The organism is Microbacterium sp. GXF6406 (genome assembly GCF_054798215.1).
The window spans coordinates 1-26190 of sequence record NZ_JBSJZH010000020.1 but is presented as its reverse complement, the minus strand read 5'-3'; the positions used below and the strand labels follow the sequence as shown (position 1 = coordinate 26190).

The window sequence follows — 26190 nt, the reverse complement described above, 5'->3', positions numbered from 1 at the left end:
CGGTCATCGGGCCGCGGCGACGGTCGGCGGCACGGCGCAGGTCGCCACGACCGTCGCGATGATCGCCGCGGGGTCGATGCCCTGCGCCCAGGCCTGCGGGGTGAGGGTGAGGCGGTGGGCGAGGACGGGCACCGCGATGCGCTTGATGTCGTCGGGGCGCACGTAGGCGCGGCCGTCGAGCGCGGCGAGCGCGCGGCCCAGCAGCACGAGGGTCTCCAATCCTCGGGGCGAGGATCCGACGGCGACGTGGTTGGCGGTGCGCGTGGCCCGCACGAGGTCGACGCAGTAGCGGGCGACGTCCGGGTCCACGTGGATCCGCTCCACGCCCTGCTGCAGACGGGCGAGGCCTGCGGCGTCGACGACGGGCTCGACCGTCGCCTCGGGCACGCCCCGGCGGGCGCGGGCGAGCACGATCTCGGTCTCGGCATCCGGGGTGGGATACCCGACGGCCAGGCGCACCATGAAGCGGTCGAGCTGCGCCTCCGGCAGCGCGTACGTGCCCTCGTACTCGATGGGGTTCGCCGTCGCGATGATGTGGAACGGCTCGGGCAGTGCGAAGCGGTTGCCCTCGACGGTGACCTGGCGCTCGGCCATCGCCTCGAGCATGGCCGACTGCGTCTTCGGCGTCGTCCGGTTGATCTCGTCGGCGAGCACGAGGCCGGCGAACAGGGGGCCCGGGCGGAAGCGGAACTCCCCCGTGTCGGGTGCGTAGACGTACGATCCGGTGACGTCGCCCGGGAGCATGTCGGGCGTGCACTGGATGCGGCGGAAGTCGAGGCCGACGGCGGCGGCGAGACTCCGCGCGGCGAGCGTCTTGCCCAGGCCCGGCACGTCCTCGAAGAGCACGTGACCGCCGGCGAGGATCGTGCCGAGGGCGATCGTGAGCGGTTCGTCCATACCCACGACGGCGGTGCGCACCCCGGCCAGGATGCGTGAGCCGGCGGCGGCGATCTCGTCGATGTCGGCGATCTCGGTCATTTCTCCTCCAGATGGGACGGAATTGTCTCGATGGCGCCGAGCACGCGCTCGACGTCGTCGCGAGTAACCTCTCGGGCGGTGAGCGCGGTGCGGATGCCGTCGCCGAGCAGCGCGTCGATGCGGGCGGCGTCACCGGGCTCGTCGATGTCGAGTCCTCGGAGCTGGAGCCTGCGGCGCAGCAGCGCGTCGAGCCGGGCGACGAGCATCGAGCCGACGGCGCCGTTGCGGGTGTTGATCGACCAGGCCAGGCGCGAGACGTCCGAGCCTCGGAAGTCCGGTTGGGGTTTCTCCGGCGGCCAGGCATCCGGCTCCGGCGACTCGTCGGCTCGGGTGATGATGCCGACGGCGCCGACGAGCAGCAGCCAGGCGATGACGAACAGCGGCGGCATGCCGATGAGCGACAGCACCCACACCACCACGGCGGCCCCGAGGAGGCCGATGATCGTCAGCGCCACGCGGCCCCTCATCGCCAGTGCTCCTGGATCTGCTCGAGCAGCGCGCGGGCGCGGAGGCGATCGGACTCCTCGGCGATGCGGCCGCCGAAGCGCACGCTCTCGTAGAGCGCGAGCAGCGCCCGTACAGCGTCTTCACTGTCCGCACGGGTGCCGACGATGCGCAGGGTGAACTCCCCCGGCGTCTCGGCGGCGCCGCGGCTCTGGCCGGCTCGTCTCGCCGCGTCCTCGAGGCCGACCCAGGCCGCGGTGATGGCATCCGTGGGTGCGAGGTCGGATGCCACGGCGTCGATGGCACCGGCGATCCCGTGCCGGACGACGGCCTCCTCGATGCGCTCCTGGGGTGCGGCCGCCGTGAGGCCGACGTCCGGAGTGCCCCCGTCCGCGCGACGCAGCGGGCGGTCGTGCCACCACTGGCGGATGACGCGCACGATGAGGCGAATGAGCAGGAACGCGAGGGTCAGCCCGACGGCCGAGGCGATGACGGCCGCGATGATCGCGATCCACGGGTTGGGCTCGCGGGGTTCGAGATCCGGGAGGCCGGAATCGGTCGGGCCGGGCGCCGGAGTCTCGGTCGGCATGATGACCTGGCCGGAGACGTCGATCGACTGGAACACCGGATGCCCCTGCAGAGCGGCGATCGCGATGAGTGCGACGAAGGCCAGTGAGATGGCGATGAGAGCCCTGGTGCGGGTGCGGGATCCGGCGCGCGCATCCTCGTGACCCATGGCATTCAGCCTAGGGGGGCGGGAGGACTCCGCCATGCACTCCGGCATCGTTCGCACCGGCGATGGTCGCCTCGGTGCGCGTCAGACCGGCGCGGTGCGGCCGGCGAAGCGGCTGACGCCGTCGCGGAGCGCGGCGACCTGTTCGGCGTCCATCTGCACGGCCTCCATCACCTGGCGCGGCACGTCGAGCGCGCGCTCGCGGAGGGCCCGTCCGGCGTCGGTGAGCACGATGTCGAGGCGCCGCTCGTCGGCGCTGCTGCGGCCGCGGGCCACGAGGCCCTCCTTTTCGAGCCGTTTCACCAGTGGTGAGGCGGTGGCGGGTTCCAGGGCGAGTTCGGCGGCGAGCTCTCCGAGCGTGCGCGGCGACTGCTCCCAGAGGGCGAGCATGACGAGGTACTGCGGATGGGTGAGTCCGAGAGGCTCGAGGATCGGGCGGTAGATCGAGACGACGTTGCGCGCCGCGGTGACCAGCGCGAAGCAGAGCTGGTTCTCGAGCTTGAGCATGTCGTCGTCCGTGGGCACCCCCTGATGATACCCGGCGGCCTAATGTTTAGTACACTAAGCATCATGGCGAACAGTTCTGACCGTGTCCCGCTGCGCACGCGCATCCGCGAAGCGGGCGGACTGTACAAGTGGTTCAACACGAACCTCATCCGCCTGGCTGGCCCCGCGGCCGTCGGCCCCTACGAGCCGACCCCGCCCCCGACCTCAGCGCAGCGCGCCGAGCGCGCCTGCCCCCTGTGCGGGCACGCCATGACCGAGCACACGATCGACCGGTCCGGCCCCAAGCCGCTCATGCACTGCCCCTGACGGGCGCCACTGACCCTCAGGCGTGCCCCGCGCGCTCCATCGCCCGCAACTCCTTCTTGAGGTCCTGCACCTCGTCGCGCAGGCGCCCGGCGAGCTCGAACTTGAGTTCTTCGGCTGCCGCGAGCATCTGGTTCGACAGGTCTTCGATGGTCGCCTCGAGCTGAGCGGCGCCCTCCGCAGCGATCCCCTCGCGGCGCAACTGCGGCGTCGGGCTCTTGCCCTTGCCGGACTTCGTGCGCCCCTTGCCCCGCAGCATGTCCTGCGTATCGGATGCCTCACGCGCGAGCACGTCGGTGATGTCGGCGATCTTCTTGCGCAGCGGCTGCGGATCGATGCCGTTCGCCGTGTTGTACGCGATCTGCTTCTCGCGGCGCCGCTCGGTCTCCTCGATCGCCTTGGCCATGGAGTCGGTGATCTTGTCGGCGTACATGTGCACTTCACCCGAGACGTTTCGCGCGGCGCGGCCGATGGTCTGGATGAGCGAGGTGCCCGAGCGCAGGAACCCCTCCTTGTCGGCGTCCAGGATCGCCACCAGGGACACCTCGGGAAGATCGAGACCCTCGCGCAGCAGGTTGATGCCGACGAGCACGTCGTACACCCCGGAGCGCAGTTCGCTGAGCAGTTCGACGCGGCGCAGCGTATCGACATCGGAGTGCAGGTAGCGCACCCGCACCCCGTGCTCGCCCAGGAAGTCGGTGAGCTCCTCCGCCATCTTCTTCGTCAGCGTCGTGACGAGCACGCGCTCATCCTTCTCGACACGGATGCGGATCTCCTCGAGCAGGTCATCGATCTGCCCCTTCGAGGGCTTCACGACGATCTCGGGGTCGACGAGGCCGGTCGGCCGGATGATCTGCTCGACGACGCCATCGGCGATGCCCATCTCGTACTTGCCCGGGGTCGCGGAGAGGTAGACGGTCTGGCCGATACGGTTCTTGAACTCGTCCCAGCGCAGCGGGCGGTTGTCCATGGCGCTGGGCAGACGGAACCCGTGCTCGACGAGGGTGCGCTTGCGGGACGCGTCACCCTCGTACATCGCGCCGATCTGCGGCACCGTCACGTGCGACTCGTCGATCACGAGCAGGAAGTCGTCGGGGAAGAAGTCAAGCAGCGTGTGCGGTGGTTCTCCGGGCTCGCGGCCATCCATGTGCCGGGAGTAGTTCTCGATGCCCGAGCAGAATCCGAGCTGCTGCAGCATCTCGAGGTCGAATGCGGTGCGCATGCGCAGACGCTGCGCTTCGAGCAGTTTGCCCTGTCGTTCGAACTCGGCCAGGCGTTCTTCGAGCTCGGTCTCGATCGTGCCGATGGAGCGCTGGATCACGTCGGTGCCGGCGACGTAGTGCGAGGCGGGGAAGATCGGGACCGCATCGAGCTTCTCGATGATGTCACCGGTGAGCGGATGCAACGAATAGAGCGCTTCGATCTCATCGCCGAACAGCTCGACGCGGATCGCATGCTCCTCGTAGACCGGGATGATTTCGATCGTATCGCCGCGCACCCGGAAGTTTCCGCGTGAGAAGTCGACGTCGTTGCGGTTGTACTGCATCGCGATGAACTGCCGGATCAGCGCGTCGCGGTCGTAGCGCTCCCCCACCTGCAGGGCGACCATCGCCCGCAGGTACTCTTCCGGGGCGCCGAGGCCGTAGATGCAGGACACCGTGGAGACGACGACCACATCGCGACGGCTGAGCAGCGAGTTGGTGGTCGAGTGGCGCAGACGCTCGACCTCGGCGTTGACCGAGGAGTCCTTCTCGATGAAGGTATCGGTCTGCGGGACGTACGCCTCGGGCTGGTAGTAGTCGTAGTACGAGACGAAATATTCGACGGCGTTGTTCGGCATGAGTTCGCGGAACTCGTTGGCCAGCTGCGCGGCGAGCGTCTTGTTGTGCGCGAGTACGAGCGTCGGCCGCTGCACCTGCTCGATGAGCCAGGCGGTCGTCGCCGACTTTCCGGTGCCCGTGGCACCGAGCAGCACGATGTCGGTCTCTCCCGCGTTGATACGGGCGGCGAGATCGGCGATCGCCTTCGGCTGATCACCGGCGGGCACATATTCGCTGACGACCTCGAACGGACGGACGCTGCGCGTGGGTTGCATACATCCAGCGTAGGCGCCGCCGGGGACATCCGGGCGGACGTTCCTTCTAGAGTGGGAGCGTGATCGAGTTCATCATCGGTTCGAGCCTCGCGGCATCCGCCGGTCTCAATGCCTGGATGCCGCTGTTCCTGCTGGGCCTCGCCGATCGTTTCCTGCCCGCCGTGGATCTGCCGTCCGGCTGGTCATGGATCTCGAGCGACATCTCCCTCTGGGGGCTCGGTGCGCTGCTCGTGCTCGAGGTCATCGCCGACAAGATCCCCGCCCTCGACTCGATCAACGACGTCGTGCAGAGCGCGCTGCGCCCCGCCTCCGGTGGAATCGTGTTCGGCGCGGGAAGCAGCGCCCAGACCATTGCGGTCGATGATCCGTCCACGTTCTTCGCGGACTCAGCCTGGGTGCCGATCGTCACCGGCGTGGTGATCGCGCTCGTCGTGCACATCGTCAAGGCCACGGGACGCGTCGCCGCGAACGCCGTCACGGGCGGGCTCGCAGCACCGGTGCTCAGCGCGACGGAGGATGGAGCATCCTTCCTGCTCGCGGCCCTCGCGATCATCGTGCCGGTGCTCGCCGGGCTGCTCCTGATCGGACTCGTCGTCCTCGCCGTCGTCCTCATCCGCCGGCTGGCACGTCGTCGCGCGGCCGCTCGGACCACAGCACCGCGATAACCGCGGCGAGCATCGACATCGCCAGCACCGCGGCGAGGAACCACCACCAGCCCGCCTGGCCGAACACGACTCCGAGCGCCCAGCCGAACAGGCTCGAGCCGGCGTAGTAGCCGAGGTAATACAGCGACGACGCCTGCGCGCGGGCGCCATCGGGAGCTGCGACCGGCACCCAACCGGATGCGATCGTGTGCGCCCCGAAGAACCCGGCCGTGAACAGGATCAGCCCGACGATGATCACCCACGTGACCGCGATGAACATCAGCGAGATCCCCACGATCGACAAGCCGATCGAGGTCAGCAGCACCGGCATCCGCCCACGCCTCGTCGCGAGCCGACCCGCCCAGGGTGAGGAGAACGTGCCGGCGAGGTAGGCGAGGAACAGCAGCGAGACGAACCATGCCGGCAGGAAGAAGGGCGCCTCCGCGAGGTGGAAGCCGAGGTAGTTGTAGATCGCGACGAATGCCCCCATCAGCAAGAAGCCCTGTGCATACAGCGCGAGCAGGCTCCGTGATCGCAGCGCGCGGCGCATTCGGATGCCGATCCCGACGGGCTCTCGCCGTCGCCCCGGCACGAAACCGCGCGCCCGCGGCACGAGCAGCAGGAAGATGACCGCAGCCAGCGCGCACACGGCCACGGTCGCGGCCACGCCGAGGCGCCAGCCGAACGACTCGCCGACCGGTCCCGAGATGAGCCTCCCGCTCAGACCGCCCACGGTCGTGCCGGCGATGTATCCGCCGGCGGCAGCCGCGGCATGGCGGGCCGAGACCTCCTCGCTGAGGTAGACGAGGGCGACCGCGGGCATCGCGCCGAGCCCGATCCCCTCTGCCACGCGCAGCGCCAGCAGCAGCGTGAGCCCGTTCGCGGCGACGGCCGCGAAACCGCAGACGGTGGCGATCGCGACGCCTGTCGCCATCGCGGGGATGCGGCCGATCCGATCGGCGATGAGAGACCAGAACAGCACCGAGCCCGCGAGCCCCAGCGTCGCGGCCGAGACCGCGAGCGCCGCCGTCGCGGGATCCGCGTCGAGATCGACGGCGATGAGCGGTAGCACCGCCTGCGGTGCATACAGCTGCGCGAAGGTTGCGACGCCCGCGAAGAACAGGCCGATCAGCAGGCGCCGATAGGCGGCCGTGCCCGGAACGTGCCCGGTGAAGGGAACCGCGCTCACCGCGCGGCGATCCGCTCCCAGGCCGCGTCGGTCTGCCGCAGGGTGCCATCCATGGTTCCGGACGTGTCGATGACGATGTCGGCGATCGCCCGGCGTTCGTCGTCCGGCACCTGCGCGGCGATCCGGCGCTCGGCGTCGTCGGCGCTCATGCCGCGAAGTGACACCAGACGATCCAGGCGGACGGATGCCGGAGCATCCGCCACGACGATGAGATCCCACGGGTCGTCCACGCGCGCCTCGACGAGCAGCGGCACGTCGTAGACGACCACGGCATCCGCGTCGGCCTCGAAGGCCTCGGCGAAGCGGCGCTGGGACTCGTCGCGCACAGCGGGGTGCACGATCGCGTTCAGCGCGGCCAGCGCCTCGTCGTCGCCGAACACCCGGGCGCCGAGGGCGGCGCGATCCAACGCGCCGGAGGCATCGATCATCTCGGCGCCGAACCGCGCGGCGATGGCGTCGAGCACCGGCGAGCCGGGCGACTGAACGTCGCGCACGATCTGATCGGCGTCGACGATCACGGCGCCGCGCTCGGCGAGACGGCGCGCGATCGTGGATTTGCCCGAGGCGATTCCCCCGGTCAGCGCGATGAGAGGCATGTCCTCATCCTGTCACGCCGACCGGGGACGAATCGCGTCAGCGCGCCAGCAGCTGGCGCTTCGAGCTGATCACGCCGGTGTCGAAGCCGGCCAGATGCAGGCCGCCGTGGAAGCGCGCGTGCTCGATCTTGATGCAGCGGTCCATGACGACCGAGAGACCCGCACCCTCGGCAAGGGCTGCGGCCTCCTCGTTCCACGAACCGAGCTGCAGCCACAGCGCCTTCGCGCCGACGTCGATGGCCTCCTGCGCGACGCCCGGCAGGTCGTCGTGCTTGCGGAACACGTCGACGATGTCGGGCACGACCGGCAGGTCGGCGAGCGAGGCGTAGACCGGCTGACCGAGGATCTCGGTGGCGCGCGGGTTGACGAAGTAGATCTCGTACGGCGAGCTCGACAGCAGATACGTCGCGACGAAGTACGACGCGCGGGCCGGGTTGTCGGATGCACCGACGATCGCGACCGAGCGCGAACGGCGCAGCAGCGCGAAGCGCTCCTGCTGGTTCGGGCTCACCCAGGTGCGAGCGGGGTCGGATGCCACGGGAGCCGCACCCGGCAGGGCGCACGCCTCGACGGGCGGGGTGAACTCGCAGGCGTCGGCGCTCATCGGGTCTCTCCCGTCGCGGCGGTCAGGGCCTGATCGAGGTCCCAGATGATGTCCTCGACGTCCTCGAGGCCGACCGAGATGCGGATGAGGTCGGCGGGCGCGCCGGCCGCGACGAGCTGCTCGGCCGTGAGCTGGCGGTGCGTTGTGGATGCCGGGTGGATCACCAGGGTGCGGGCGTCACCGATGTTCGCGAGGTGCGAGGCGAGCTGCAGGTTCTCGATCAGCGTCTCGCCCGCGGCGCGGCCGTCGTCGGCCTTCACGCCGAAGGCGAAGACGGATCCGGGGCCCAGCGGCAGGTACTTCTTAGCGCGCTCGAAGTGCGGGTGGGATTCCAGGCCCGACCACGTGACGTACGAGATGCGCGGGTCGGAGTCGAGCCACTCGGCGACGATGCGCGCGTTCGCGAGGTGCGCATCGATGCGCTGCGGCAGCGTCTCGATCCCCTGCAGAAGGTTGAACGCGGACTGCGGGCTGAGCGCCGGACCGATATCGCGCAGCTGCTCCGAGCGGAGCTTGGTGAGGAACCCGTACTCGCCGAAGTTGTCCCACCACTTGATGCCGCCGTAGGAGGCGACCGGCTCGGTCATCTCGGGGAACTTGCCGTTTCCCCAGTCGAACGTGCCCTTCTCGATCACGACGCCGCCGAGGGTGGTGCCGTGGCCGCCGAGGAACTTCGTCACCGAGTGGATCACGATATCGGCACCGTGCTCGAGCGGACGCGCGAGGTAGGGCGTCGCGAGCGTCGCGTCGACGACGAGCGGCACGCCGGCGGCGTGCGCCACCTCGGCGAGGCCCTCGATGTCGGCGATCTCGCCGGACGGGTTGCCGATCATCTCGACGTAGACGACCTTGGTCTCGGGACGGATCGCCGCCGCGTAGTCGGCGGGATCCGTCGACGGCACGAACGTCGTCTCCACACCGAATCGGCGCAGGGTCACGTCCAGCTGCGTGACGGTGCCGCCGTAGAGCTGAGCGGATGCCACGACGTGGTCGCCGGCGCCGACGAGGGCTGCGAACGTGATGAACTCCGCGCTCATGCCCGATGAGGTGGCCACGGCGCCGATGCCGCCTTCGAGGGACGCGAGGCGCTCCTCGAGCGCGGCGACGGTGGGGTTGCCGATGCGGGAGTAGATGTTGCCGTACTTCTGCAGGGCGAACAGGTTCCCGGCATCCTTCGCGTCGTCGAAGACGAACGAGGTGGTCTGGTAGATCGGCACGGCGCGCGCCCCGGTGGCGGCATCCGGCGTTCCTCCGGCGTGGAGCGCGCGGGTGCGGAACCCGAAACGATGTTCTTCCGTCATGTCTTCCTTCGTAGAGAGCGAGGTCAGGGACGCGTCGCCGCGAGAGCCGCGGCGATGGCGTCCACGGCTTCCGGGTTCTGCAAAGAGGTGGTGTCGCCGAGCGCCGTCGGCACGCGGCCAGCGCGGTGATCCTGCTCAGCCTCCCACAGCTGGGCGAGGAGTCGGCGCATGATCTTGCCCGAGCGGGTCTTGGGCAGGTCGGGCACGATGACGATGTTCTTCGGCTTGGCGACGGGGCCGATCTCGCGGGCGACGCGGTCGCGCAGCCCTGCATCGGTGATCTCGCCGGCGCCGGATGCCGTGACGAACGCGGTGACGGCCTGCCCGGTGAGGGCATCCGGAACGCCCGCGGTGCCGGCCTCGCCCACCGTCGGGTCGGCGACGAGCGCCGACTCGATCTCGATGGTCGACAGGCGGTGACCGGAGACGTTCACGACGTCGTCGAGGCGGCCGAGGATCCAGATGTGCCCGTCGGCGTCGCGCGTGGCGCCATCACCGGCGACGTAGTAGCCGCCGTGCACACCCTTGCCCGCGTAGTCGGACCAGTACGACGTGCGGTACCGCTCGGCATCGCGCCAGACGGTGCGTGCCATGCCCGGCCACGGACGGCGCACGACGAGGGTTCCGGAGCGGCCGGGGGCCACCTCGTCGCCGTTCTCGTCGACGACGGCGGCGTCGATCCCCGGCAGCGGCACGGATGCCGAACCGGGTTTGAGCGTCGTCACCCCCGGCAGCGGCACGATCATCGCCGCTCCCGTCTCGGACTGCCACCAGGTGTCGACGATCGGCAGCTCACCGCGGCCAAACGTGCGATGGAACCACACCCACGCCTCGGGGTTGATCGCCTCGCCGACCGTGCCGAGCAGGCGCAGCGACGACACGTCGTGATCCGTGGGCAGCTCGTCGCCGAACCACGTCATGAACGTGCGGATCAGCGTGGGAGCCGTGTAATAGACCGTCACGCCGTAGCGCTCGATGATCTCGAGATGCCGCTGCTGATGCGGGGTGTCCGGCGTGCCCTCGTAGATGACCTGGGTGAGGCCGTTCGAGAGCGGCCCGTAGATCTCGTAGCTGTGCGCGGTGACCCAGGCGAGATCCGCCGTGCACCAGTGCACGTCGTCATCCTTCGCATCGAAGTGCGCCCAGTGCGCCCAGCTCGTGTGCGCGAGGTACCCGCCGGAGGTGTGCACGAGCCCCTTCGGCTTCCCGGTGGTCCCGGAGGTATAGATGATGAAGAGCGGATGCTCCGCGTCGAACGGCTGCGGATCGTGGGCCTCGGATGCCGTGTCGACGACGTCGTGCCACCAGACGTCTCGGCCCTCGGTCCAGGCGATGTCCTGGCCGGTGCGCCGAACGACGAGGACGTGCTCGAGGTCGGGGAGATCGGCGGCGGCGATGTCGGCGGCCGACTTGACCTCGACGGCCTTGCCTCGGCGGAACTGTCCGTCGGTGGTGACGAGCAGCTTCGCACCGGTGTCGGAGAGGCGGAACCGCACCGCCTCGGCGGAGAAGCCGCCGAACACGAGCGAGTGCACGGCTCCGATGCGGGCGCAGGCGAGGGCGATCACGATCGTCTCGATGAGCACGGGCAGGTAGACGACGACGCGGTCGCCTGGTCCGATGCCGAGGGCCAGCAGTCCGTTCGCCGCCTGCGACACGCGTCGCTGCAGGTCGGCGTAGGTCACGGTGACGCGATCCCCTGGCTCGCCCTCGAAGTGCAGCGCGACCTTGTCTCCGCGACCGGCGTCGACGTGACGGTCGACGCAGTTGTACGCGACGTTCAGCGATCCGCCGACGAACCACTCCGCCTTCGGCATCGCGCCGTCGGCGGGCGATTGCCATGTCATCGCGGTGTGCCACGGCGTCGACCAGTCCAGCCGCCGGGCCGCCTCTTCCCAGAAAGCGATGGGGTCGGCATCCGCCGCCGCATAGATCGCCGCATCGACATTCGCTTGCGCGGCGAAGGCCGCCGGCGCCGGATAGGTGCGGTTCTCGATCAGGCGTGCTTCGTCGGTCATGTCCACCGCCGCAGAAGATACTTCTCGATAAGGCCGAGGATGGTGTTCGTCAGTGTTCCGAGAAGCGCGAGCAGCACGATGGCGAGCAGGATGCGGTCGACACGGCCGTTGTTCTGCGAATCATCCAGCAGGAACCCGAGCCCCATCGACGACGCGATCAGCTCGGCGGCGACGAGGAACAGCCACGACTGCGCGAGTGCGAGGCGCAGACCGGAGATCACGGACGGGATGACAGCCGGCAGCTGCACGGTGCGGAACAGCGACCAGCCGCGCAGGCTGAACGATCGCCCCGCCTCGACGAGGTGCGGGTCGACATGGCGCAGTGCGTCCGCGACGGTCGTGTACACGGGGAAGAACGCGCCGATCGCGATCAGCGTGACCTTCGACTCCTCGCCGATCTGCATCCACAGGATCAGCAGCGGCACCCAGGCCAGCGACGGCACGGCACGCAGAGCCGCCAGCGTTGGGCTGAGCAGCACATCGCCCAGCTTCGACAGACCCACGACGGCCGCGATGACGAGCCCGATCAGCGAACCGATCGCGAAGCCGAGCAGCACTCGCTGCACCGAGATCGCGATGTGCGTCCACAGCTGCCCGCGCTCCGCGAGCTCGACACCCGCACGGAACACCGATTCCGGTGTCGGCAGCCGATACGCCGGAACGAGGCCCGAGGTCGTCACGACATGCCAGATGACGAGGATCACCGCGGGAAGCAGCGCACCCGCGACGATTCGGACACCCGTGCGGTCCCAGATACCGCGGGAAGCGGCGTCCGCCCGACGGGGACGGCCGGACGCGAACGCACGGGCATCATCCGAATCGGCGGGAACCGTCACACGCTGATCGGCAAGGGACGCGCTCATTCTGCCGCGACGGCCTTCTCGGCGAAGTCGGCGAAGATGATCTCCTCCAGTGCCGCATCGACAGCATCCTGACCGCCCTGCACATCACCGGACTCGACGATCACCGGAGCGATCTTCTCGAGAACCGCGATCTGCGCCTCGCCCGGAACACCGCTGACGTCGAGGTTCGAGCGCTCCTGGATGACGGTCGTCGCCACCGCGATGTCGATGCCGGCTGTGTCGGCGAGCAGCTGAGCCGTCTCATCCGGGTTCTCCAGCGCCCACACGCGCGCCTGCTCATAGGCGTCGACGACGGCCTGCGCGAGATCCGCGTGATTCTCGATGAAGTCCTCGGTCGCATTCAAGAAGCCATAGGTGTTGAAGTCGACGTTGCGGAACATCAGCTCCGCACCGGACTCCACCTCGGCGGCGCCCATGATCGGGTCCAGACCCGCCCAGGCCTGGACGGATCCGCCCTCGAGTGCGGCGCGACCATCCGCGTGCTGCAGGTTCTGAACCTCGATGTCGTCGACCGTCAGACCGCCCTCTTCGAGCGCCTGCAGCAGGAAGAAGTACGGGTCGGTGCCCTTGGTCGCGGCGACCGACGTGCCCGCGAGGTCCTCCAGCGAGTCGATGTCGCTGTCGGCGCCGACGACGATCGCCGACCACTCCGGCTGCGAATAGATATCGATCACCTTGATCGGCGAGCCGTTCGCCTTGGCCAGCAGCGCGGCGGATCCGGCCGTCGAGCCGACATCGACGGACCCCGAACGCAGCAGCTCGTTGGCCTTGTTGGAACCGGCCGACTGAACCCACTCGACCGTCACGTCATCGCCGAGGATGTCTTCCAGAAGCCCCTGGTCCTTGACGACGAGGCTCAGCGGGTTGTAGGTCGCCCAGTCGAGCGTCACCGTGCTCGCGGACCACTCCCCCGATGCGGCGCCGTTGTCGGCCGAGGCATTCTCACCGGCGACGCAACCGGTGGCGACGAGCATCATCATTCCGGCGATCGCTGTCGCAGGAATGACTCGGCGGGTGATGATGCTCATCAGTTCTCCTCGGTGTTGCGGTGATGGGTCTCCACACCGAGGCCTTCGAGCAGCTCGGTGCGGAGGTTCGCGAGGGCGCGATCTGCGCGGTCGCGGGGTCGGATGCCGGGAACATCGATCACACGGGCGATCGATGTCGAATCGGCGGATGCATCGGCTGCCAACGAACGCAGCAGCAGGACGCGATCGGCCAGGTAGAGGGCCTCCTCGACATCATGGGTCACGAGGAGGATCGTCGTGGGCTCTGCCGCGTGGATGTCGAGCAGCAGATCCTGCATGCGCAGACGGGTCAGAGCATCGAGAGCGCCGAACGGCTCGTCGAGCAGCAGGACACCGGGATTGCGGGCGAGCGCCCGGGCCAGTGAGGCACGTTGTGCCATGCCGCCGGAGACCTCGCGCGGACGCTGGTCGGCGGCGTGCTCGAGGCCCACCAGACGCAGAAGCTCGCGGACGCGGTCGGCGCGACGAGCGCGCCCCTTGACGGAGCGGGGAAGCCCCAGCTCGACGTTCTGCGCGAGGGTACGCCACGGCAGCAGGCGCGGCTCCTGGAACGCAACAGCCGTGCGCTCATCGATGTCGGAGATCCCTGTGCCGTCGAGTGCGATGACGCCGCCCGTCGGAGCATCGAGACCCGCGATCAGCCGGAGCAGCGTCGACTTCCCGCACCCCGAGGGACCGACGACCGCGATGATCTCGCCCGCGGCGAGCTCGACGTCGACATCGCGCAGGACAGGACGCTCACCGTCGCGCAGGGCGAACGTGCGGGCGACGCCTTCCAAACGCACCGTGTTGGCAGCGCCGGACGGCACCGGTGCCGCGTCGGCACGCGGAGGCAGGAGCGTCGTTGTCATGTGACCATCGTCGCGGAGCAGCGGAAACATGACGAGTCGAGTCGTAATCCGACGTCACACCCGTCTGAAACGACCCCGGAACGACGGAACGGGCCGCCACCCGGAGGTGACGGCCCGTTCTGCGTTTCAAGCGTTATTACGCGTTGCCGCCCGAGAGCTTCTCGCGCAGAGCAGCGAGAGCCTCGTCGTCAGCGAGCGTGCCGGCGCCGGCCGAGTCGCTCGTGAAGGACTGGGCACCACCGAAGTCGTCGCCCGCAGCGGCCTCAGCCTCTGCAGCCTTGACGACGGCAGCCTTGTGAGCCTCCCAGCGACCCTGCGCTGCGGCGTACTCCTGCTCCCAAGCCTCGCGCTGAGCGTCGAAGCCTTCCTTCCATGCACCGGTCTCGGGGTCGAAGCCCTCCGGGTACTTGTACTCGCCGTTCTCGTCGTACTCGGCGAGCATGCCGTACAGAGCCGGGTCGAACTCGGTGCCGTTGGGGTCGACCGACTCGTTGGCCTGCTTGAGAGACAGCGAGATGCGGCGACGCTCGAGGTCGATGTCGATGACCTTGACGAAGACCTCTTCGCCGACGGAGACGACCTGCTCGGCCAGCTCAACGTGCTTGCTGGAGAGCTCGGAGATGTGAACGAGGCCCTCGATGCCGTCTGCGACGCGCACGAACGCACCGAACGGAACGAGCTTGGTGACCTTGCCCGCGGCGATCTGACCGATCGCGTGGGTGCGGGCGAAGACCTGCCACGGGTCCTCCTGCGTCGCCTTCAGCGACAGGGAGACGCGCTCGCGGTCGAGGTCGACCTCGAGGATTTCGACGGTGACCTCCTGGCCAACCTCGACGACCTCGGAGGCGTGCTCGATGTGCTTCCAGGAGAGCTCGGAGACGTGCACGAGGCCGTCAACGCCGCCCAGGTCGACGAACGCACCGAAGTTGACGATCGAGGAGACCTGGCCCTTGCGGACCTGGCCCTTGTGCAGGTTGTTGAGGAACGTGGTGCGCGACTCGGACTGCGTCTGCTCGAGCAGAGCGCGGCGCGAGAGGACGACGTTGTTGCGGTTCTTGTCGAGCTCGAGGATCTTCGCCTCGATCTCCTGGCCCAGGTAGGGGGTCAGGTCGCGGACGCGGCGCAGCTCGATGAGCGACGCGGGCAGGAAGCCGCGCAGTCCGATGTCGACGATGAGTCCACCCTTGACGACCTCGATGACCGTTCCGGTGACGACGCCGTCGTCTTCCTTGATCTTCTCGACATCGCCCCACGCACGCTCGTACTGAGCACGCTTCTTGGACAGGATCAGGCGGCCTTCCTTGTCCTCCTTCTGGAGGACGAGAGCCTCGACCACGTCGCCGACCTGGACGACCTCGTTGGGGTCGACGTCGTGCTTGATGGAGAGCTCGCGCGAGGGGATGACGCCCTCGGTCTTGTAGCCGACGTCGAGCAGAACCTCATCGCGGTCGATCTTGACGATCGTGCCTTCGATGATGTCGCCGTCGTTGAAGAACTTCAGGGTCTTCTCGACCGCGGCCAGGAAGTCCTCGGCGGATCCGATGTCGTCGATCGCGATCTGCGTGGTGGCCGGGGCGGTCGTTGCGGTAGTCATGTAGTGGGTTGTCCTTGTGGGTGGATACTCGGGCCCCGGCAGCGCACGCCGAGCGTGGAAAAGCTGCGGGACAGGTGGATTTTGAGTGAATCATCACTGAGGCATGCGGATGCTCGCCACAAGTGACACTTCAGAATATCAGAGAAACGCCCAGAACGAGCCTGTGGATAACTCGAACGCGCGCCGCGACCGTCGGGTTACCGTGTGCGGGTGACACCGTCCCGTTCGAAGACCCGCCGCCCCGGCATCCCCGCTGTCGCCGCACTGATCGCGATCACGCTGTCCGGATGCACTCCGACCCCCGAGCCGACGCCCTCGCCGACGCCCGCCTTCGCCAGCGAGGAAGAGGCTTTCGCCGCGGCCGAGGAGGTGTATCGGACTTACATGGCTGCGTTCAATGACGTTGATTTTCGATTGCCGACGACGTTCGAACCACTCTCCGGCTACACAGCCGGCAGCTACGAGCGCGACGAGCGCGAGCTTCTGTCGCAGATGCACGCGGCGCAACACGTCCGCGGCGGCGCCATCGAGATCATCGAGTTCTCGGGAGTCGAAGTCACCGAACATGGTGAAGTGTTTGCCACAACTTGCAACGACGTGAGCAGCACGACCTATCTCGATGAAGAAGGCCGGAACCTAGTACCGGCAGATCGAGCAGCACGGTATGCGCTTGAGCTGGTCTTCTCCTTGGATGAGACCGGACTAAGACTCACTGAGGCTACGACAGCTGAGGATCCATCGTGCGCCGAATAGCAACGTCGCTGTTGGTCGTTTCCATAGCTCTCTCAACCTTGAGCGTCTCGGGAGCTGTGAGCGCGCTATGCACTTCAGCCCAGCAATCAACAACAGGATGCCCACCGAAAAATACCGGTACCGAAATCATCATCGAAGACTCCCGGGATATCGGCGGCACACCGATCCACATCCCCGTCGGCGACCGGGGGCCCGGCGGCGAGATCATCACCGCGCCGGATCCGCGCGCCGTCGAGTTCACGAAGTGCCTCCATGACTGGGACAGCTACATCCGATGCTTCCGCGGCGGCGAGGACGAAGAGCCCGACGAGGAGTCCGAGGACGAGACGGTCCCCTCGATCACGATCTCCGATCTCGTCCGCTTCGCGCCGCTCGGAACCGCCCTCGCGGGCGAACCAGAGAACGTCGGAGTCGCCGGCCTGCCGACGAACTTCGTCGCCGCAGCATCCGTCCACACCGTGAGTGAGACGCTGTTCGACCTTCCGGTGACCGTCCGGTTCACCCCGGCCTCCTACGACTACGCGTTCGGCGATGGCGCGACGCTCACCACCGCCGTCGCGGGCAAGTCCTGGGAGCAGCTCGGTCAGGCGCAGTTCACTCCGACCCCGACGAGCCACACCTATGGGGAGCGCGGCACCTACCTCGCATCCGTCGATCTGCGGTATACGGCGGAAGTGGATTTCGGGATCGGATGGTTCCCGATTCCCGGCGAGGTCACCGTCGCGGGTCAACCGCAGGAGGTCCGTGTCTTCGAGGCGCATACCGCGCTGGTCGCCTACACGTGCGAGCAGTCGCCGCGCTCGCCCGGCTGCTGACCCGTGTCGTCACGGTCCCCTGTGGGAAGCTGATGCCATGAGCGAAAAGCTGATGCTCCTCGACACTGCGTCCCTCTACTTCCGCGCCTTCCACGGCATCCCCGACAAGGTGAAGGCCACCGACGGCACATCGGTGAACGCTGCTCGCGGACTCCTCGACATGATCGCGAAGCTGACCCAGATCTACGATCCCACGCACGTCGTCGCCTGCTGGGACGACGACTGGCGTCCGCACTGGCGCGTTTCCCTCATCCCGAGCTACAAGCAGCACCGCGTCGTCGAGGTCGTCGAGTCCGGCCCCGACGTCGAGGAGATGCCCGAGCCGCTCGCGGCGCAGTTGCCGGTGATCCGCGAGTCGCTGGAGGCGCTCGGCATCCCGATCATCGGCGCCGCCGCCCACGAGGCGGACGATGTGATCGGCACGCTCGCCACGCGCTCCGAGATGCCGGTCGACATCGTCACCGGCGATCGGGATCTCTTCCAGCTCATCGACGATGTACGTGCCGTCCGCATCATCTACACCGCTCGTGGGATGAGCAACCTGGAAGCCGTCACCGCCGAGACGGTAGAGTCCCGCTACGGCATCTTCCCCTCCCAGTACGCGGACTTCGCCACCATGCGCGGAGACGCCTCCGACGGCCTTCCCGGTGTTCCCGGCGTCGGGGACAAGACCGCGGCGACGCTCCTGCAGAGCCATGGCGACCTCGCCCGCATCCGGGCCGCGGCCGAAGCCGGCGGCGGCATGAGCGCCGGCGTCCGGGCCAAGATCCTGGCAGCATCCGCCTATCTGGATGTCGCGCCGACCGTCGTCGCCGTCGCCACCGACCTCGATGTCGCGGCCCCGTCCGTTGCGCTCCGCCCGCTCTCCCCCGTGCACGCAGCCGACGGGCGACGCGTCGCCGAGCAATGGAATCTCGGGGCCTCTATGGAACGCGCGATCGCGTCGCTCTCTCAGAAGCCCCGCTGAAACCCGACCCTTTCAGGAACGGCCGAACGCCTTCACCATCGCCGTCGTGAGTGCGACCCCGTAGAAGACGGCGACGGCCAAGAGTACGAGGAGAGGAATCTCCCACCCTCCACTGCTCTCGTGAAGCGCGCCGAGCGCCGGTGCCGCCGTCGCCGCGAACAGATAACCGCCGCCCTGCACGACCGCCGACATCGTCGCCGCCTCCGAGTCCGAACGCGCCTGCCGAACGAGAGCCGTGAAGATCAGCACGAAGCCCGCCGCATGCGCAACGGCCCCGAAAGACGCCCACACCGCCGCGAGCGACGGATTCATGAGCAGTCCGCAGACCATCACCGCGAAGCATCCGCCCATCATCACCGCTGACGGCACCGGCCCCACCACGCGCATCAATGCGGGCGCCATCAGCGCCCCGATGATCGCAGCGCCCTGGAAGATCGAGGCGAGAGCCCCCGCGGATGCCGCATCAACCGATGTCGTATCCAGCAGGATCGTCGGCAACCAGGTCGACATCGCGTAGTACACCGCCGACTGAGCGGAGAAAGAGGCGAGCAGCAGCCACACGATCGGACGACGCATGGTTCCCGTCATCCGTCGCTCGACGATCACCGGCACCGGACCGGTCAAGGTCTGGGGATCGATACTCACCGCGCCGGCGCGTCGAGATGCGTCCCCAGCGGGAAGATCCCGAAGAGCCCGGCGTCGACGAAGGATGTGCGCGGACCAGAGGACGACGCCGAGGACAGTGATCATCCCCCATGCCAGGAGTGCGAACGACCAACCGAGGAGTTCCGCCAACGGAACCGTGCCGAGAGCGGTGAGAAGGGAGCCGACGTTGAGCGTCGCGGTGTACGCCGCGGTCGCCGTCGCAACACGATCCGGGGGAACATCGCGACGGATCACCACCGGAATCACGACATTGCCGATCGTGATCGATGCTCCGATCACGAACATCCCCGCGAGCATCGGAGCATAGCCCGGGATCGCGCGCAGCGCCGTGCCCGCCAATACACCGCACAACGACAGCAGCAGCGCCGTCTCGGCACCCGCCCGCCGTATGAGGAGCGCAGCCAACGGCGTCAGCGCCGCGAACATCAGCACCGGTGCGGTGGTGAGCATCCCCGCCGAGGCACCCGTCAGCCCGAGATCGGCGGTGATCTCGGGCAGCACCGGAGTCACCGCGATGATCGGACCGCGCATGCTCAGCGCTGCCACGAGCACGGCCGACAGGACGAACCAGGGCATCGCGCGGCGCATCATGAGCTGCGCCCCGCTCCCCCGAACCCCATCTCAGATCACGCCGAGCCGAGTTCGCGCGCCGTGGTGATCCATTCCTCGAGCTTCGCCGTCGCGCGGCCGTCGTCGATCGCGGCCTCCGCACGGTCGTAAGCGTCGCGAAGACGCTCGAGAATCGGTCTCTGCACCTGAGCCGCGTCTCGCGAGAGCTCGAAGGAGACGATGCCCGCTGCCGCATTGAGCAGCACGATGTCGCGGACCGCGCCCTTCGTGCCGGCGAGAGTCTCCCGGAGGATCCCGGCGTTGTGCTCGGGAGTTCCGCCGATGAGCTGCGACATCTGAGCGACGGGGATGCCGAGATCCCGCGGGTCCAGATCGTGCTCGTGGATATCGCCACGTGTGACTTCCCAGATTCGGCTGTGGCCCGTGGTCGTGAGCTCGTCCAGCCCGTCGTCACCGCGGAATACCAGCGCAGTCGCCCCTCGTGTCCGGAAGACGCCCGTGATCAGCGGGACGCGCTCGAGCTGGGCCACGCCCACGGCGTTCGCCTCCGCGCGGGCCGGGTTGCAGAGCGGGCCCAGCATGTTGAACACGGTGGGAACTCCGAGCTCGCCCCGCGCAGCACCCGCATGCTTGAAACCGGGGTGGAAGGCAGCGGCCCAGGCGAAAGTGATGCCGGTCCGATCGAGCACAGCGGAAACGTGCTCCGGATCCAGCGTCAGTTCGAGCCCGAGCGCACCGAGCACATCCGATGAACCGGATGCGGAGCTCGCGGCGCGGTTCCCGTGCTTGACCACCGGCACGCCGGTAGCCGCGATGATCACGGCGGCCGTCGTCGAAACGTTGACCGTTCCGTAGCGGTCGCCGCCCGTGCCGACGATGTCGAGCACATCGGGTGAGACCGGCAGCGGCACAGCGGCTTCGAGGATCGCGTCGCGGAAACCGACGATCTCATCGATCGTCTCGCCCTTGGCCCTCAGTGCGACCAGGAAACCGGCGAGCTTCGCATCGGAGACATCGCCCTGCATCACCTGGCGCATCGCCCAGGTCGACTCCCAAACACTGAGATCACGCCTTTCGAGGAGGGAAGTGAGGACGTCGGGCCATGTCAATGAGTCAGCCATGGAGCGATCTTATCGGCGGCGGAGAGGTGCGCCGTGACACCGCTGGGCATCGACACCCTTGATTTCATCGGCATTCACCGAGAATTCGCAGTGTTTTCTTAGGCAACCCTTAGTTAGACTCGGGCGAATCGACCTCCCCAGGTGCAAGAATCACGCTCCAGGATCAGCCATAATGGAGGGGTGACCACCTCAGCGACCTATGCCCCGGCGGCAAGAACCATCAAGCGCCCGAATCCGGTAGCTGTCGGCACCATCGTGTGGCTCGGCAGCGAGGTGATGTTCTTCGCGGGACTGTTCGCGATTTACTTCACCCTCCGCAGCACGTCCCCCGAACTCTGGGCCGACCGTACCGATCTGTTGAACGTGACCTTCGCGTCCATCAACACCGCGATCCTGGTCCTCTCCTCGTTCACGTGCCAGTTGGGCGTGTTCGCGGCTGAGGACATGCAGTCCTACCGCATCAAGAAGGGCCAGGTGAACGCCGCCGGCCGCCGCCGCCTCTTCGGATGGGGAATGGTCGAGTGGTTCTGGCTGACCTTCGCACTCGGAGCAATCTTCGTCTCCGGCCAGGTCTGGGAGTACGCGACGCTCGTCGCCGAGGGTCTGCCGATCCAGGCTGACGCCTACGCCTCCGCCTTCTACATCACGACCGGCTTCCACGCCCTCCACGTGACCGGTGGTCTCATCGCATTCCTGCTCGTCATCGGACGCGCATACGCCGTCAAGAACTTCACGCACAAGGAGGCGACCACCTCGATCGTTGTGTCCTATTACTGGCACTTCGTCGACGTCGTCTGGATCGTGCTGTTCTTCGTCATCTACTTCCTGAAATAAGAGCGGAGCTGACCTGCGAAATGGCACGAGAGAAGAAGCGTCGCTCGAATGGTCGCCGCAGCCCCCTGGCTGCCGCGGCCCTCATCGGCGCGGGACTCCTGATCACCGGCGGCATCTACGCCGGCGCTACGGTAGCGATCGCCGCGACCGAAACGCCCACGGCTGCGAGCACGCAGCTCACGGTTGAAGATGGCGAGAAGCTGTTCCAGGCGAACTGCGCGACCTGCCACGGTCTCGACATGCAGGGAACCGCCAACGGCCCGAGCCTCTACGGCGTCGGTGAGCTGTCGGTCGAGTTCCAGCTGGCCACAGGCCGCATGCCCCTGCAGATGCAGGGACCGCAGGCACCGCAGAAGCCCGCACAGTTCACAGAGGACCAGATCCACGCGATGGCGGCCTATGTGCAGTCCGTTGCCCCCGGCCCGTCCTACCCCGCCGACGAGATCCTCGACGGCGGCGGAGACGTCGCCCACGGCGCGGAGCTCTTCCGCATCAACTGCGCGATGTGCCACAACGTCGCCGGCGCCGGTGGAGCGCTCACCGAGGGCAAGTACGCCCCCGCGCTCACCAACACCAGCGCGCTGCACATCTACGCGGCCATGGTCACGGGCCCGCAGAACATGCCGGTATTCGGAGACATGAACCTTTCCGACGACGACAAGCGCGACATCATCTCGGCTCTGCTGTTCCAGCAGGAGGCCGTCGAGGTCGGTGGCTTCACGCTCGGATCGCTGGGACCTGTTTCCGAGGGTCTTTTCATCTGGATCTTCGGCATCGGCGCGCTCGTCGCCGTTTCCGTGTGGATCACTGCGAAGTCCAACTGACGAATTCATATCGAAGAGGAACGTACGAGGAGCACCATGGCACACGACGACGACTCGCAGGCTCTTGACAGGGCCTACCAGCCCTCTCCAGGGCTGGGTGTCGCAGTCAGCGATCCCGTGCAGAACCCTGGTCTGCCGCCCCACCGGGTGCGGATGACGGACAAGGATCCGAAGGCTGAGAAGCGCGCGGAACGCACTGTCTACACGCTGTTCTACCTGTCGCTCGCCGGCAGCATCTGGGCAGTAGCGGCATACATGCTGTTCCCGATCGAGGATGGGTCGCTCCTGGCGATCCGCTACAACAACCTCTTCATCGGGCTCGGCATCGCGCTCGCGCTGCTTGCTATCGGCATCGGCGCAATCCACTGGTCCAAGGCGCTCATGAGCGACAAGGAGCACGTGGAACTGCGCCATCCCACCCGCGGCACCGACGCGACCCGCGAGGGCGCCATCGAGGTCTTCGAGGCGGCCAACGAGGAGTCCGGCTTCGGGCGCCGCTCGATGATCCGCAACTCGCTGATCGCAGCACTCGTGGCATCCATCGTTCCGGGAGTGACGTTGTTCCGCGGCCTTGCCCCGCACAACAACTCGGGAGGAAACCCGCACGCGGGAGACCCCGTCTACCTGCTCAAGCACACGATGTGGGAAGAGGGCCAGCGTCTGGTCCGCGACCCGGACGGAACACCGATCCGCGCTGCGGACGTCACCCTGGGCTCGGCGTTCCACGTCATTCCCGAGGACCTGGCCTCGCTCTCGCACCACGACGGCTACCTCGAGGAGAAGGCCAAGGCCATCGTCCTCATGATGCGCCTGCGCCCCGAGCAGCTCATCGAGACCGAGGACCGCAAGGACTGGTCCTACGACGGAATCGTCGCCTACTCGAAGGTCTGCACGCACGTCGGCTGCCCTGTTGCTCTGTACGAGCAGCAGACGCACCACCTGCTGTGCCCCTGCCACCAGTCGCAGTTCGACGTCACCGACCGCGCAAAGGTCATCTTCGGCCCGGCTGCGCGCCCGCTGCCGCAGCTGCCCATCACCGTCGACGATGAGGGCTACCTCATCGCCCGCAGCGACTTCACCGAACCCGTCGGCCCGAGCTTCTGGGAGCGCCATTGAGTACCGCAACGCTGTCCAAAGAGGACAAAGACAAGAAGGCTCCGCTCGGCGGACGCTTCGTCGGAGGTGCGGCGAACTACATCGATGAGCGCTCCAGCATCTCCGGCATCGTCAAGGAGATCGGTCGCAAGATCTTCCCCGACCACTGGTCGTTCATGCTCGGCGAGATCGCGCTCTGGGCGTTCGTCGTGGTCTTCATCTCCGGCTCGTTCCTGACGTTCTTCTTCCAGGCGTCGATGGTCGAGACCCACTACACCGGTGCATACGCGCCGATGCGCGGTATCGAGATGTCCGCTGCGTTCGAGTCCGCGCTGCGCATCTCTTTCGATATCCGCGGTGGTCTGCTCGTCCGTCAGATCCATCACTGGGCTGCCCTCGTGTTCATCGCCGGCATCGGCGTGCACATGCTGCGAGTGTTCTTCACCGGTGCGTTCCGCAAGCCGCGCGAGCTCAACTGGGTGATCGGTTTCGTGCTGTTCATCCTGGCTCTCGCCGAAGGCTTCACGGGCTACTCGCTTCCGGACGACCTGCTCTCGGGCAACGGTCTGCGAATCATCGACGGCATGATCAAGGGTCTGCCCCTGATCGGCACGTGGACCTCGTTCCTGATCTTCGGCGGCGAGTTCCCGGGCACGGATATCGTCGGCCGCCTGTACACGATGCACATCCTGCTGCTGCCGATGCTGGTAATCGCCTTCATCGTCCTGCACCTGATGCTCATGATCATCAACAAGCACACGCAGTTCGCCGGCCCCGGCCGGACGAACGACAACGTCGTGGGCTACCCGATGATGCCGGTCTACATGTCGAAGATGGGCGGATACCTGTTCATCGTCTTCGGCGTGATCGTCCTGATCGCATCGTTCTTCCAGATCCTGCCGTTCTGGCAGTACGGGCCGTATGACCCGTCCCCCATCTCGGCTGGTACGCAGCCCGACTGGTACATCGGCTTCGCCGATGGAGCACTGCGCCTTGCGCCGTCGAACTGGGACATCGTGTTCATGGACCGGACCTGGTCGTTCGGAATCCTGATTCCCGTCGCAGTCCTGGGTCTGTTCATCGTCGCTGTCGCCATCTACCCCTTCATCGAGGCGTGGATCACGGGCGACAAGCGCGAGCACCACATCGCTGAGCGCCCGCGCAACGCCGCGACGCGCACCGCGATCGGTGTCGCCGGTGTCATCTTCTACGCGGTCATGTGGGCAGCTGCCTCCTCCGACCTCATGGCTACGCACTTCATGCTCACCATGGAAGGCGTCATCCACACCCTGCAGGCTCTGCTGTTCGTCGGCCCGATCCTCGGCTACTTCATCACGAAGCGCATCTGCATCGCGCTTCAGAAGAAGGACCGCGAGATCGTCCTGCACGGTTACGAGTCCGGACGCATCGTCCGCCTCCCCGGTGGCGAGTACATCGAGGTGCACAAGCCCGTCGATGTCTACGACCGGTGGAAGCTCATCGATGTCGAGTCGTACGAGCCGCTCGTCGTCCGCCCGAACGCCAAGGGACGCATCCCGTGGACCCAGAACGTTCGTTCGGCGATGTCGCGCTGGTTCTACGAGGACCGTCTCGCTCCGCTCACGCAGACTGAGGTCGCTGCCGCGGATGCTCACCAGCAGCACGTCACTGAGGCCGCAGATGCGGCGGAGGCAGCGGAGATCCAGGGCGCTCACGAGCGCGCCGGAGCTCCTGACGCCCCCCTCACCGCTCCGGACGAGAAGCACCTCGGCGAGACCGCCAACAAGCCCAGCACGGTGATCGCCGATGAGTCGGGCAAGAAGAACAAGGAGGGGAACGCGGAGGCCTGATCTTCGCGCCTCTCCCCGGGCCCCGCAGCTTTCGAGCTGCGGGGCCTTTTCGTTCCCGCTGCGACGTGCGCATTCGTAGACTGGCGACATGAATTCTGTAGTCGACTATTTCACCGCAAAGCTCTCTTCCGAGACCGATGCCAGCGACCTGTACGCTCGTCAGAAGGCCGGGGATCAGATCGTCCTGATCGATGTCCGCTCCGAGGAGGCGTGGACTCAAGGACGGGTCGCCGGCGCCGTGCACATGCCCTACTCCGAGATCGCCTCCCGGGCGGTCGACGAGGTTCCCGCCGGTACGGAGGTCGTGGTGTACTGCTGGAGTCCCGGTTGCAATGCCGGCGCGAAGGGCGCACTCGAGTTCGCGAGGCTCGGCTATGCCGTGCGGGAGATGATCGGCGGTTACGAATACTGGGTGCGCGAGGGATACCCCATTGAAACAGCCGATGAGATCAGCCGCCGCCCTATCGATCCCAATGTCGGTGTGCCGCGCATCCGTTCCCGCGCCTGAGCAACCCACGGCCCGGCCTGCGCTCAACGGACCTTATCCGCTCCTGGTCAAGGCCGCTCGCCTCCCCTGACGAGCATCGTGTCGTCGCCAATGCTTGGTGACACGTTGACGGGAAGGCATGCGTGATGACGAAGATGACGATTCTGCTTGCCGGTTCATCGGCGGCGATTCCCGTCGGAGGCGTCGACTGTGCTCCAGCAGCCGATGGGGAGACGGGCCTCTTCCACCCCTCCCCCCTATCGGGACTGTCGCCCCCTCACGCAGCACCATCAGTCTGGGGACCGGTCCCGGCCAGATGTGCTCGATGCAGCAACCGGAAAGAATCTCTATCCGCAGCTGCCTAGCACCTCCGTCTGTGCCAATAGGCCGGAGATCTGCGACGATGACGGCGCTCACTGAAATTCCTCAGTTCTGCTCATCGAAGTTCCCCACCCTGGGTCGCTCCGCCGCATGAGGCGGG

Annotated in this window: 26 protein-coding genes; 10 read left to right on the top strand and 16 right to left on the bottom strand. The window is 67.3% G+C overall.

The genetic code is table 11. From position 1 onward, the window contains the following. Positions 1–3 precede the first annotated feature (3 nt). The 4 genes from ACWAUG_RS11140 to ACWAUG_RS11125 form a co-directional block, all read right to left on the bottom strand. A complete protein-coding gene (locus tag ACWAUG_RS11140) occupies positions 4–978 on the bottom strand; it encodes an AAA family ATPase (RefSeq protein ID WP_460802459.1) in 975 nt (324 codons plus the stop codon). After that, entirely contained in the window at positions 975–1445 is a 471-nt protein-coding gene (locus ACWAUG_RS11135; RefSeq protein ID WP_298039124.1) for a hypothetical protein, read from the bottom strand. The genes ACWAUG_RS11140 and ACWAUG_RS11135 overlap by 4 nt, the downstream gene beginning before the upstream one ends. After that, entirely contained in the window at positions 1442–2158 is a 717-nt protein-coding gene (locus tag ACWAUG_RS11130; protein ID WP_298039122.1) for a DUF4129 domain-containing protein, read from the bottom strand. Before ACWAUG_RS11130 ends, ACWAUG_RS11135 begins: the two co-directional genes overlap by 4 nt. An 81-nt stretch (positions 2159–2239) precedes the next feature. Beyond that, positions 2240–2662 carry a MarR family winged helix-turn-helix transcriptional regulator gene (locus tag ACWAUG_RS11125; protein WP_460802488.1) on the bottom strand — a complete coding sequence of 141 codons (423 nt, stop codon included), beginning with the start codon at positions 2660–2662 and terminating at the stop codon, positions 2240–2242. 63 nt (positions 2663–2725) lie between these two features. On the opposite strand from ACWAUG_RS11125, the gene ACWAUG_RS11120 reads away from it, so the two are divergent. Next, positions 2726–2968 carry a hypothetical protein gene (locus ACWAUG_RS11120; protein WP_298039118.1) on the top strand — a complete coding sequence of 81 codons (243 nt, stop codon included), beginning with the start codon at positions 2726–2728 and terminating at the stop codon, positions 2966–2968. 16 nt (positions 2969–2984) lie between these two features. Here ACWAUG_RS11120 and uvrB read toward each other — a convergent pair whose 3' ends face one another. Next, entirely contained in the window at positions 2985–5060 is a 2076-nt protein-coding gene (gene uvrB, locus ACWAUG_RS11115) for an excinuclease ABC subunit UvrB (RefSeq protein ID WP_298039116.1), read from the bottom strand. 59 nt (positions 5061–5119) lie between these two features. On the opposite strand from uvrB, the gene ACWAUG_RS11110 reads away from it, so the two are divergent. Then, positions 5120–5725 (top strand): DUF4126 domain-containing protein, encoded by a 606-nt coding sequence (locus ACWAUG_RS11110; protein ID WP_460802458.1) that lies wholly within the window; start codon positions 5120–5122, stop codon positions 5723–5725. Here the strand turns inward: ACWAUG_RS11110 and ACWAUG_RS11105 are convergent. The 9 genes from ACWAUG_RS11105 to rpsA form a co-directional block, all read right to left on the bottom strand. Next, positions 5670–6893, bottom strand: coding sequence for an MFS transporter (locus ACWAUG_RS11105; protein ID WP_460802457.1), 1224 nt, complete (start codon positions 6891–6893; stop codon positions 5670–5672). The two genes, ACWAUG_RS11110 and ACWAUG_RS11105, sit on opposite strands and share 56 nt — an antisense overlap. Continuing rightward, entirely contained in the window at positions 6890–7489 is a 600-nt protein-coding gene (gene coaE / locus ACWAUG_RS11100; RefSeq protein WP_460802456.1) for a dephospho-CoA kinase, read from the bottom strand. Before coaE ends, ACWAUG_RS11105 begins: the two co-directional genes overlap by 4 nt. 37 nt (positions 7490–7526) lie before the next feature. Next, positions 7527–8093 (bottom strand): CoA-binding protein, encoded by a 567-nt coding sequence (locus tag ACWAUG_RS11095; RefSeq protein WP_298039107.1) that lies wholly within the window; start codon positions 8091–8093, stop codon positions 7527–7529. Beyond that, positions 8090–9394, bottom strand: a complete 1305-nt coding sequence (locus tag ACWAUG_RS11090; protein WP_460802455.1) for an O-acetylhomoserine aminocarboxypropyltransferase/cysteine synthase family protein — start codon at positions 9392–9394, stop codon at positions 8090–8092. The genes ACWAUG_RS11095 and ACWAUG_RS11090 overlap by 4 nt, the downstream gene beginning before the upstream one ends. Before the next feature lie 23 nt (positions 9395–9417). Continuing rightward, positions 9418–11412, bottom strand: a complete 1995-nt coding sequence (acs, locus tag ACWAUG_RS11085) for an acetate--CoA ligase (protein ID WP_460802454.1) — start codon at positions 11410–11412, stop codon at positions 9418–9420. After that, positions 11409–12275, bottom strand: a complete 867-nt coding sequence (locus ACWAUG_RS11080) for an ABC transporter permease (protein ID WP_460802453.1) — start codon at positions 12273–12275, stop codon at positions 11409–11411. Before ACWAUG_RS11080 ends, acs begins: the two co-directional genes overlap by 4 nt. Continuing rightward, on the bottom strand, positions 12272–13303 hold the full coding sequence (locus ACWAUG_RS11075; RefSeq protein WP_460802452.1) for an aliphatic sulfonate ABC transporter substrate-binding protein: 1032 nt from the start codon (positions 13301–13303) through the stop codon (positions 12272–12274). Before ACWAUG_RS11075 ends, ACWAUG_RS11080 begins: the two co-directional genes overlap by 4 nt. Next, positions 13303–14154 carry an ABC transporter ATP-binding protein gene (locus tag ACWAUG_RS11070; protein ID WP_460802451.1) on the bottom strand — a complete coding sequence of 284 codons (852 nt, stop codon included), beginning with the start codon at positions 14152–14154 and terminating at the stop codon, positions 13303–13305. Before ACWAUG_RS11070 ends, ACWAUG_RS11075 begins: the two co-directional genes overlap by 1 nt. Positions 14155–14290: 136 nt before the next feature. Further along, entirely contained in the window at positions 14291–15748 is a 1458-nt protein-coding gene (gene rpsA / locus ACWAUG_RS11065; RefSeq protein WP_460802450.1) for a 30S ribosomal protein S1, read from the bottom strand. A gap of 204 nt (positions 15749–15952) precedes the next feature. Here rpsA and ACWAUG_RS11060 point away from each other — a divergent pair, with 204 nt between their 5' ends. From ACWAUG_RS11060 to ACWAUG_RS11050, 3 genes are read left to right on the top strand one after another with little or no spacing between them, the layout of a single operon-like run. Beyond that, a complete protein-coding gene (locus ACWAUG_RS11060; RefSeq protein WP_460802449.1) occupies positions 15953–16501 on the top strand; it encodes a hypothetical protein in 549 nt (182 codons plus the stop codon). A 56-nt stretch (positions 16502–16557) separates the two neighbouring features. Continuing rightward, positions 16558–17316, top strand: a complete 759-nt coding sequence (locus ACWAUG_RS11055; RefSeq protein WP_460802448.1) for a hypothetical protein — start codon at positions 16558–16560, stop codon at positions 17314–17316. 37 nt (positions 17317–17353) lie between these two features. Further along, positions 17354–18283 (top strand): 5'-3' exonuclease, encoded by a 930-nt coding sequence (locus ACWAUG_RS11050; RefSeq protein ID WP_298039085.1) that lies wholly within the window; start codon positions 17354–17356, stop codon positions 18281–18283. A gap of 12 nt (positions 18284–18295) precedes the next feature. On the opposite strand, the gene ACWAUG_RS11045 is transcribed toward ACWAUG_RS11050, so the two are convergent. Further along, the gene (locus tag ACWAUG_RS11045) at positions 18296–19525 is read right to left on the bottom strand and encodes an MFS transporter (RefSeq protein WP_298039083.1); all 1230 of its coding nucleotides are present in this window, start codon (positions 19523–19525) and stop codon (positions 18296–18298) included. A gap of 50 nt (positions 19526–19575) precedes the next feature. Continuing rightward, positions 19576–20640, bottom strand: coding sequence for an anthranilate phosphoribosyltransferase (gene trpD, locus ACWAUG_RS11040; protein ID WP_298039080.1), 1065 nt, complete (start codon positions 20638–20640; stop codon positions 19576–19578). A gap of 180 nt (positions 20641–20820) precedes the next feature. Here trpD and ctaE point away from each other — a divergent pair, with 180 nt between their 5' ends. The 5 genes from ctaE to ACWAUG_RS11015 all read left to right on the top strand — a co-directional run bounded on the left by ctaE (position 20821) and on the right by ACWAUG_RS11015 (position 25730). Then, positions 20821–21474 (top strand): aa3-type cytochrome oxidase subunit III, encoded by a 654-nt coding sequence (gene ctaE, locus ACWAUG_RS11035; protein ID WP_460802447.1) that lies wholly within the window; start codon positions 20821–20823, stop codon positions 21472–21474. A gap of 20 nt (positions 21475–21494) precedes the next feature. Then, complete coding sequence (qcrC, locus tag ACWAUG_RS11030; protein WP_460802446.1) at positions 21495–22298, top strand: cytochrome bc1 complex diheme cytochrome c subunit; 804 nt, start codon at positions 21495–21497, stop codon at positions 22296–22298. A gap of 36 nt (positions 22299–22334) precedes the next feature. Continuing rightward, entirely contained in the window at positions 22335–23414 is a 1080-nt protein-coding gene (gene qcrA / locus ACWAUG_RS11025) for a cytochrome bc1 complex Rieske iron-sulfur subunit (RefSeq protein ID WP_298039074.1), read from the top strand. Continuing rightward, positions 23411–25222 carry a cytochrome bc1 complex cytochrome b subunit gene (gene qcrB / locus ACWAUG_RS11020; protein WP_460802445.1) on the top strand — a complete coding sequence of 604 codons (1812 nt, stop codon included), beginning with the start codon at positions 23411–23413 and terminating at the stop codon, positions 25220–25222. Before qcrA ends, qcrB begins: the two co-directional genes overlap by 4 nt. An 88-nt stretch (positions 25223–25310) precedes the next feature. Further along, entirely contained in the window at positions 25311–25730 is a 420-nt protein-coding gene (locus ACWAUG_RS11015; protein WP_298039066.1) for a rhodanese-like domain-containing protein, read from the top strand. Positions 25731–26190: the final 460 nt, after the last annotated feature.

Coding starts and splice junctions, on each gene's coding strand:
- acs (WP_460802454.1), bottom strand. CDS start 11,412: ATGACCGACGAAGCACGCCTGATCGAGAACCGCACCTATCCGGCGCCG.
- ACWAUG_RS11090 (WP_460802455.1), bottom strand. CDS start 9,394: ATGACGGAAGAACATCGTTTCGGGTTCCGCACCCGCGCGCTCCACGCC.
- ACWAUG_RS11125 (WP_460802488.1), bottom strand. CDS start 2,662: ATGCTCAAGCTCGAGAACCAGCTCTGCTTCGCGCTGGTCACCGCGGCG.
- ACWAUG_RS11080 (WP_460802453.1), bottom strand. CDS start 12,275: ATGAGCGCGTCCCTTGCCGATCAGCGTGTGACGGTTCCCGCCGATTCG.
- trpD (WP_298039080.1), bottom strand. CDS start 20,640: ATGGCTGACTCATTGACATGGCCCGACGTCCTCACTTCCCTCCTCGAA.
- ACWAUG_RS11095 (WP_298039107.1), bottom strand. CDS start 8,093: ATGAGCGCCGACGCCTGCGAGTTCACCCCGCCCGTCGAGGCGTGCGCC.
- qcrC (WP_460802446.1), top strand. CDS start 21,495: ATGGCACGAGAGAAGAAGCGTCGCTCGAATGGTCGCCGCAGCCCCCTG.
- qcrA (WP_298039074.1), top strand. CDS start 22,335: ATGGCACACGACGACGACTCGCAGGCTCTTGACAGGGCCTACCAGCCC.
- ACWAUG_RS11140 (WP_460802459.1), bottom strand. CDS start 978: ATGACCGAGATCGCCGACATCGACGAGATCGCCGCCGCCGGCTCACGC.
- ACWAUG_RS11130 (WP_298039122.1), bottom strand. CDS start 2,158: ATGGGTCACGAGGATGCGCGCGCCGGATCCCGCACCCGCACCAGGGCT.
- ACWAUG_RS11075 (WP_460802452.1), bottom strand. CDS start 13,303: ATGAGCATCATCACCCGCCGAGTCATTCCTGCGACAGCGATCGCCGGA.
- ACWAUG_RS11120 (WP_298039118.1), top strand. CDS start 2,726: ATGGCGAACAGTTCTGACCGTGTCCCGCTGCGCACGCGCATCCGCGAA.
- ACWAUG_RS11045 (WP_298039083.1), bottom strand. CDS start 19,525: ATGCCCTGGTTCGTCCTGTCGGCCGTGCTCGTGGCAGCGCTGAGCATG.
- ACWAUG_RS11135 (WP_298039124.1), bottom strand. CDS start 1,445: ATGAGGGGCCGCGTGGCGCTGACGATCATCGGCCTCCTCGGGGCCGCC.
- ACWAUG_RS11050 (WP_298039085.1), top strand. CDS start 17,354: ATGAGCGAAAAGCTGATGCTCCTCGACACTGCGTCCCTCTACTTCCGC.
- rpsA (WP_460802450.1), bottom strand. CDS start 15,748: ATGACTACCGCAACGACCGCCCCGGCCACCACGCAGATCGCGATCGAC.
- ACWAUG_RS11015 (WP_298039066.1), top strand. CDS start 25,311: ATGAATTCTGTAGTCGACTATTTCACCGCAAAGCTCTCTTCCGAGACC.
- coaE (WP_460802456.1), bottom strand. CDS start 7,489: ATGCCTCTCATCGCGCTGACCGGGGGAATCGCCTCGGGCAAATCCACG.
- ACWAUG_RS11070 (WP_460802451.1), bottom strand. CDS start 14,154: ATGACAACGACGCTCCTGCCTCCGCGTGCCGACGCGGCACCGGTGCCG.
- uvrB (WP_298039116.1), bottom strand. CDS start 5,060: ATGCAACCCACGCGCAGCGTCCGTCCGTTCGAGGTCGTCAGCGAATAT.